Origin of the sequence: Candidatus Jettenia sp. AMX1, from assembly GCF_030263775.1 — a bacterium.
Lineage (GTDB): Bacteria > Planctomycetota > Brocadiia > Brocadiales > Brocadiaceae > Jettenia > Jettenia caeni.
In genome coordinates this window covers 1-4,636 of record NZ_SZPP01000086.1, presented here as the reverse complement: position 1 = coordinate 4,636, position 4,636 = coordinate 1, and the positions used below count along the sequence as shown (strand labels likewise).

The following is a 4,636-nucleotide window of genomic DNA, read 5'->3' as shown; positions in this document are numbered from 1 at the left end:
GCGAAAGTGAACAGTTTCGAAGAGCCCGGTGCGGTAGTACCGCACGCTGGGATCTGTGAGGGGGCGGTCGGGTAACTGTCCGTTCTACCTTAATTTATCTCTTTTACCTTTAACTGATTCTGACTTACAGAGTCGATTTGATTGGAGGACATATGAGAGAGCGAAAAATTATCTTACTCATAATTATTGTAATCTCCTTGTGTACCGTTGCATTTGGATGTAAGAGAAAAGCAAGACTATACGGAGTAACGACGTGGAACGCAGGCTGCGCGGGCGCTAATCTTTCCCTGTGGGACGACATGGGGCTTGCCTGGTACAACGAAGTTACCAATACAGCGCACTCAGGGGCTTACGCGCAGGATGGCCAGGCCATCGACGGCAATATCGTAGATAGCCTATTCACCGATACCAATGCCGTGAATTGGGGAAACGACCACAACAATATCGATATTGCAGATGCTGCCCTCATTTTTATGCATGGCAGTGAGAGCAATGACCGATGGCAAGGGAGTGTCAGGGTGGATGAGGCGGGCGCCGGAGATTGCCAGACCTGGCAGGGAGATATGCGTTTCGGCAATACCAATCTGAAGTTTCTCCATATATCTTCTTGCAACAGTATGGACGATAACCAGTGGGCTGACCGGTGGTGGGAATCCTTCAGTGGTCTGCATCAAGTGAACGGCTTTCATGGTTTCATGTGGATTGGATCTGATCTGATCAGCGATTACGAGGACTTCGCATCCGATGCTTTTACCGCTACGATTGCAGATGCCTGGCTTGACAATATGTACCGTCCGGATATCAGCGGTACGGATGATCAGTGCCCGGTGGCATACGCAGTGGGAGCCAATAGCGATGATACCTGGAATAGAATCGGCACCGAACGGTACAATAACGTGCTTTCCAATCCCACGAGCGTGGGGTATTGGGGAACTGTATATCTCGAAAACTGCGATCCCGCAAACGAAGATACAATCGGCACGGGCATCGATTAAGGAGGAATCAAAAATGAAAATATGCCACATTGGTATCATTTCCGCCTGTTTATTAGTGATTGCAATGACCTCGACTGTGGTGGCACAGGAAGAACAACGGAAGACAGATTCAGATTATTCTGCCCTGATCAGAGAATCCTTGCCTGTATGGGACGAAAGTGTTTTAAACGCACCGAAACAGAAGCTGTGGACTGAGCGCGCCTCAATACAATTGCTGACTGAGGCAGTTCGGGATAAAGTTCCGGAAAAGGCAGAAAAAGAAAGTTTTCAGGACAAAGAGCGAAAGTTACAAATTGAAAAGGACAGGGGCTATGTCCGTTATATCAATGCAAACCGTGGCTACAAACATGGCGTTTCTCCCACAAAGGCAGTGGCCAAGGATCAGGCTGAAAAGATGATCGTTGAGGCAGTCAAAACCATCGGCGTACCTGAGGATGAACTAAAAGGGCCGGGTGTATCGACGGTATTGAGTCAGGGTGGGTCGGTTCAGGAGAAAACCAGGGATGAAGCGTTCGCCAGGGAACAGCTTGTATATATAGAGCGCAATGTTAATAACCTTCCGGTATTTGCCTCCGAGATTAAGGGGGCGATCTCGAATTCAGGCGAGATTTCCCGCCTGCTTGTGAAGTGGCCCGATTTCTTTCTGGCAGATGTGCAAAAGCTGCGGCCGCAAGACCAGGTAATCAACGATATCGTTACCCAGATCCAGGATGCAATGCAAGGACGACCAGTGCTTTCGGTCAATATGAAACTTGCCTATACACCGTTACGGACTGAAGGGAGAATCAAATTCGTACCGGGTATCGTGGTTGCGGTCACACCTGAAGAAGGTAACGGCTTTATGTTTACCGTTCCAGTCGCAAATTAATCTGTCAGGTGATTCAACAATACCTGAATGAAGATCAAGGTAGAGTATTGTATTAATAGGATTACCCCTTGGAGGGCTTTTGTCTTTGTCAGGCGGAAAAGATTTTCTATAGTAGAAAAATCTGTAATTTTTTGCATTATCAAGGAGAAATTGGATTGTTTATCATTAACAATCTCGTACAATTCCAGCATCCTGGCAACCGCTTCTTCCTGATCAAACGTCAAGTTGCCTCTACCTTTACTTTCCGTGTAAACCGCCAGTGCCTTTTTTAAATCCTGAGCAATGCCAATATAATCAACTACCAGTCCACCTTCTTTATCACCAAAAACACGGTTTACACGAGCGATTGCCTGCATGAGGTTATGTCCATTCATCGGCTTGTCAATGTAAAGGGTATGCAAACATGGCGCATCAAAGCCGGTAAGCCACATATCGCGGACAATCACAAGCTTTAGTGGGTCCTGAGGGTCTTTCAACCGATTGCCGATTTTAATCCTTCTCTGCTTATTACGGATGTGTTCCTGCCAATCCAGGGGATCGCTGGCAGAACCAATCATAATAACCTTGATTGCGCCTTTGTCATCCTCAGCGTTATACCAGTGCGGGCGCAACTTAATAATTTCATCATGAAGGGCGACACAAATCCTGCGGCTCATGCAAACAAACATGGCTTTACCCTGTGCTGCTAGTAAGCGCTGTTCAAAATGGTTAACCATGTCAGCCGAAACCTGTTGAAGCCGCTGTTCGCTTCCTACCACAGCTTCTTTGCTTGTCCATTTGGCAAATCGAAGCTGTCGCTCTGAAAGCTCATCGCCTTCGGTAATATCTTCGGCTTTCTCATCAAGCTTTTAGCGTCTTTTCTCTTGCTTCCTCAAAAACAATGAAATGGCGGATGACATCGAGCAGGGTCTTTTTGTTTAACAGCCTCTTAATCATCGGTTCAAGTTCGGGTTCAACCCTGGCGTCAACAATAGTTTCTCCGTCAGCAGTTTTCCACTCCATAAAGTGTGCATAATCGCTGGTAATCGTACCAACCTTGGCAAAACCATCCATCGCTGGCAATAAGAAAGGCATTGTAAGAAAAGAGTGAAGGAATTAATTGCTTATAGGTCTGAAGTTGGTTAAACGCGGCTTTAACGTCAGCGTTTTCATCAATGGGATTTTTCAGTTCAATCACAATCAGAGGAATACCGTTAATAAATAACACAATGTCGGGCCGTTTATGGTTATGATTTTCAACTAAGGTAAACTGATTGACTGCCAAGAATTCATTATTATCATAATTCGTGAAATCAATCAGCCATACCTTTTCTGTTCTTGACTTACCTTCACCCACATTGAACTTAATATCTATGCCCTCGGTAAGTATGCGGTGAAAAGACTCATTGTTTTCCATCATGCTGACAGAGAAGGTACGCAAAACCTTTTTAATCGCTTCTTCTCGGGCATCATCCGGAATTGAATCATTAATCGTATCAACAGCTTTCTTTAAACGCCCTTGCAGGATAACTTCCGTATATTCGCGTTCTTTATACTTACCTTCGGAAATATCAGGTCCGTAGAGGATCTTATAATCATGCTCATCTTTGAGAATCTCTAAGGCAAGTTGTTCAATATCTGATTCGTAAAGTGCGTTACTCATTGTTTTTCAACAACACCGGGTGAGAAGTAAGAATCTCAATATCAGATTCTGCAAAATCTTTATCATTTGTCAGCAAAATACAATTACTTTCCTTACATAGAGAAAGAATAGCTTTATCTGAAAAATCCAGGGAATCAACTGACAAAAATGTTTCGATATCTGATTTTTGAAAAGTTTTTCCTATAATAGAGAATTTTGTTAATATCTTGGATTTGACAATAGTGTGTATATCGTTTAACACCTCCTTACCATCACTACTATCCCGATATTCCTTAAATTTATAATCATCATCTTTCAGGTTACGTTCATATAAATATTTTTGATATTCTATTCTGATTACCCTGTTAAGCGTTTCTGATATGACAATAAAATCTGTTGCTAATGTGTTATTTTGCCTCATCAGTTTACCAAAAACAGATGAATAGTGTTGCTCTCAGGTATACTTGCCAGTTGGCCAGAAAATATACAAGATTACATTAGCATCAAAAAATATCTGCCGGTTATTAATTGAAGAAATATCTTTGGAAGAATATCTTTTTTTCATGAACTATTCTCCCAGTATCTCGTTTATTGATTTTTCCATTTTTTGGGGGTCTTTATAATAAAGCTTTGCTGTGATGACTACCCGCTTTAAGAGTGAGGCATCTTCTTTTGCAATATTATCGACGGAAAGGTTGTTCTTTATTTCTTCCTCAGAAAAATCCTTATAAAGTTGTCCTATTGCCGCATTAAGAAATGCGGAGGTAAGCATTTCTACATTCTGAAATGACACTTTTACCTTTTTGTTTTCCTGCAATGCTTTTTTAATAAGCTCGTAAACTTTCTGTCCGTCATCAGCTTCAACACAGAAAGGGGTTCCAACTGTATTAAAGACGCTTATTGTCAATATTTCCATACGACCTCCTTTTAGAATATATCGTCCAAACTGATTTCATCAGATAATATATACGATGATGTATCATCAGTTTTAAACGGCTTTGTTGCACAAATCCACTAAAAAAGGAGTTTTTCCCTGTCGTATGCAATTTATGTGATCGCATAACTTTCCGGCATTCCTAATTTCATCATACGGTTTAAAACAGATGCCTTGATACCTACTTCTGTTCTTTGTTGAGCAAGATTTCTGGCATA

The 4,636-nt window shown here is 42.5% G+C and carries 6 protein-coding genes and 2 pseudogenes; 2 read left to right on the top strand and 6 right to left on the bottom strand.

Annotated features, from left to right (window positions below; translation table 11 throughout):
• Positions 1–152 precede the first annotated feature (152 nt).
• Together FBQ94_RS17210 and FBQ94_RS17205 are read left to right on the top strand one after the other, a co-directional pair.
• On the top strand, positions 153–995 hold the full coding sequence (locus tag FBQ94_RS17210) for a DUF6345 domain-containing protein (RefSeq protein WP_285442298.1): 843 nt from the start codon (positions 153–155) through the stop codon (positions 993–995).
• Between the two features lie 13 nt (positions 996–1,008).
• Positions 1,009–1,863, top strand: a complete 855-nt coding sequence (locus tag FBQ94_RS17205; protein WP_285442297.1) for a hypothetical protein — start codon at positions 1,009–1,011, stop codon at positions 1,861–1,863.
• Positions 1,864–2,030: 167 nt separating this feature from the next.
• On the opposite strand, the pseudogene FBQ94_RS17200 reads toward FBQ94_RS17205, so the two are convergent.
• The 6 genes and pseudogenes from FBQ94_RS17200 to FBQ94_RS17175 all read right to left on the bottom strand — a co-directional run.
• Positions 2,031–2,711: pseudogene (locus tag FBQ94_RS17200) on the bottom strand (type I restriction enzyme subunit R domain-containing protein); the annotation flags it as partial.
• Positions 2,704–2,865 (bottom strand): hypothetical protein, encoded by a 162-nt coding sequence (locus FBQ94_RS17195; RefSeq protein ID WP_285442295.1) that lies wholly within the window; start codon positions 2,863–2,865, stop codon positions 2,704–2,706. The gene FBQ94_RS17195 and the pseudogene FBQ94_RS17200, both read right to left, overlap by 8 nt.
• Positions 2,846–3,505, bottom strand: a complete 660-nt coding sequence (locus FBQ94_RS17190) for a type I restriction endonuclease (protein WP_285442294.1) — start codon at positions 3,503–3,505, stop codon at positions 2,846–2,848. The genes FBQ94_RS17195 and FBQ94_RS17190 overlap by 20 nt, the downstream gene beginning before the upstream one ends.
• Complete coding sequence (locus tag FBQ94_RS17185) at positions 3,498–3,905, bottom strand: DUF5615 family PIN-like protein (RefSeq protein WP_007220320.1); 408 nt, start codon at positions 3,903–3,905, stop codon at positions 3,498–3,500. Before FBQ94_RS17185 ends, FBQ94_RS17190 begins: the two co-directional genes overlap by 8 nt.
• A gap of 147 nt (positions 3,906–4,052) precedes the next feature.
• Positions 4,053–4,400, bottom strand: a complete 348-nt coding sequence (locus FBQ94_RS17180) for an STAS-like domain-containing protein (protein WP_007220319.1) — start codon at positions 4,398–4,400, stop codon at positions 4,053–4,055.
• 131 nt (positions 4,401–4,531) lie between these two features.
• Positions 4,532–4,636, bottom strand: a pseudogene (locus FBQ94_RS17175) (IS5-like element ISJca1 family transposase); the annotation flags it as partial.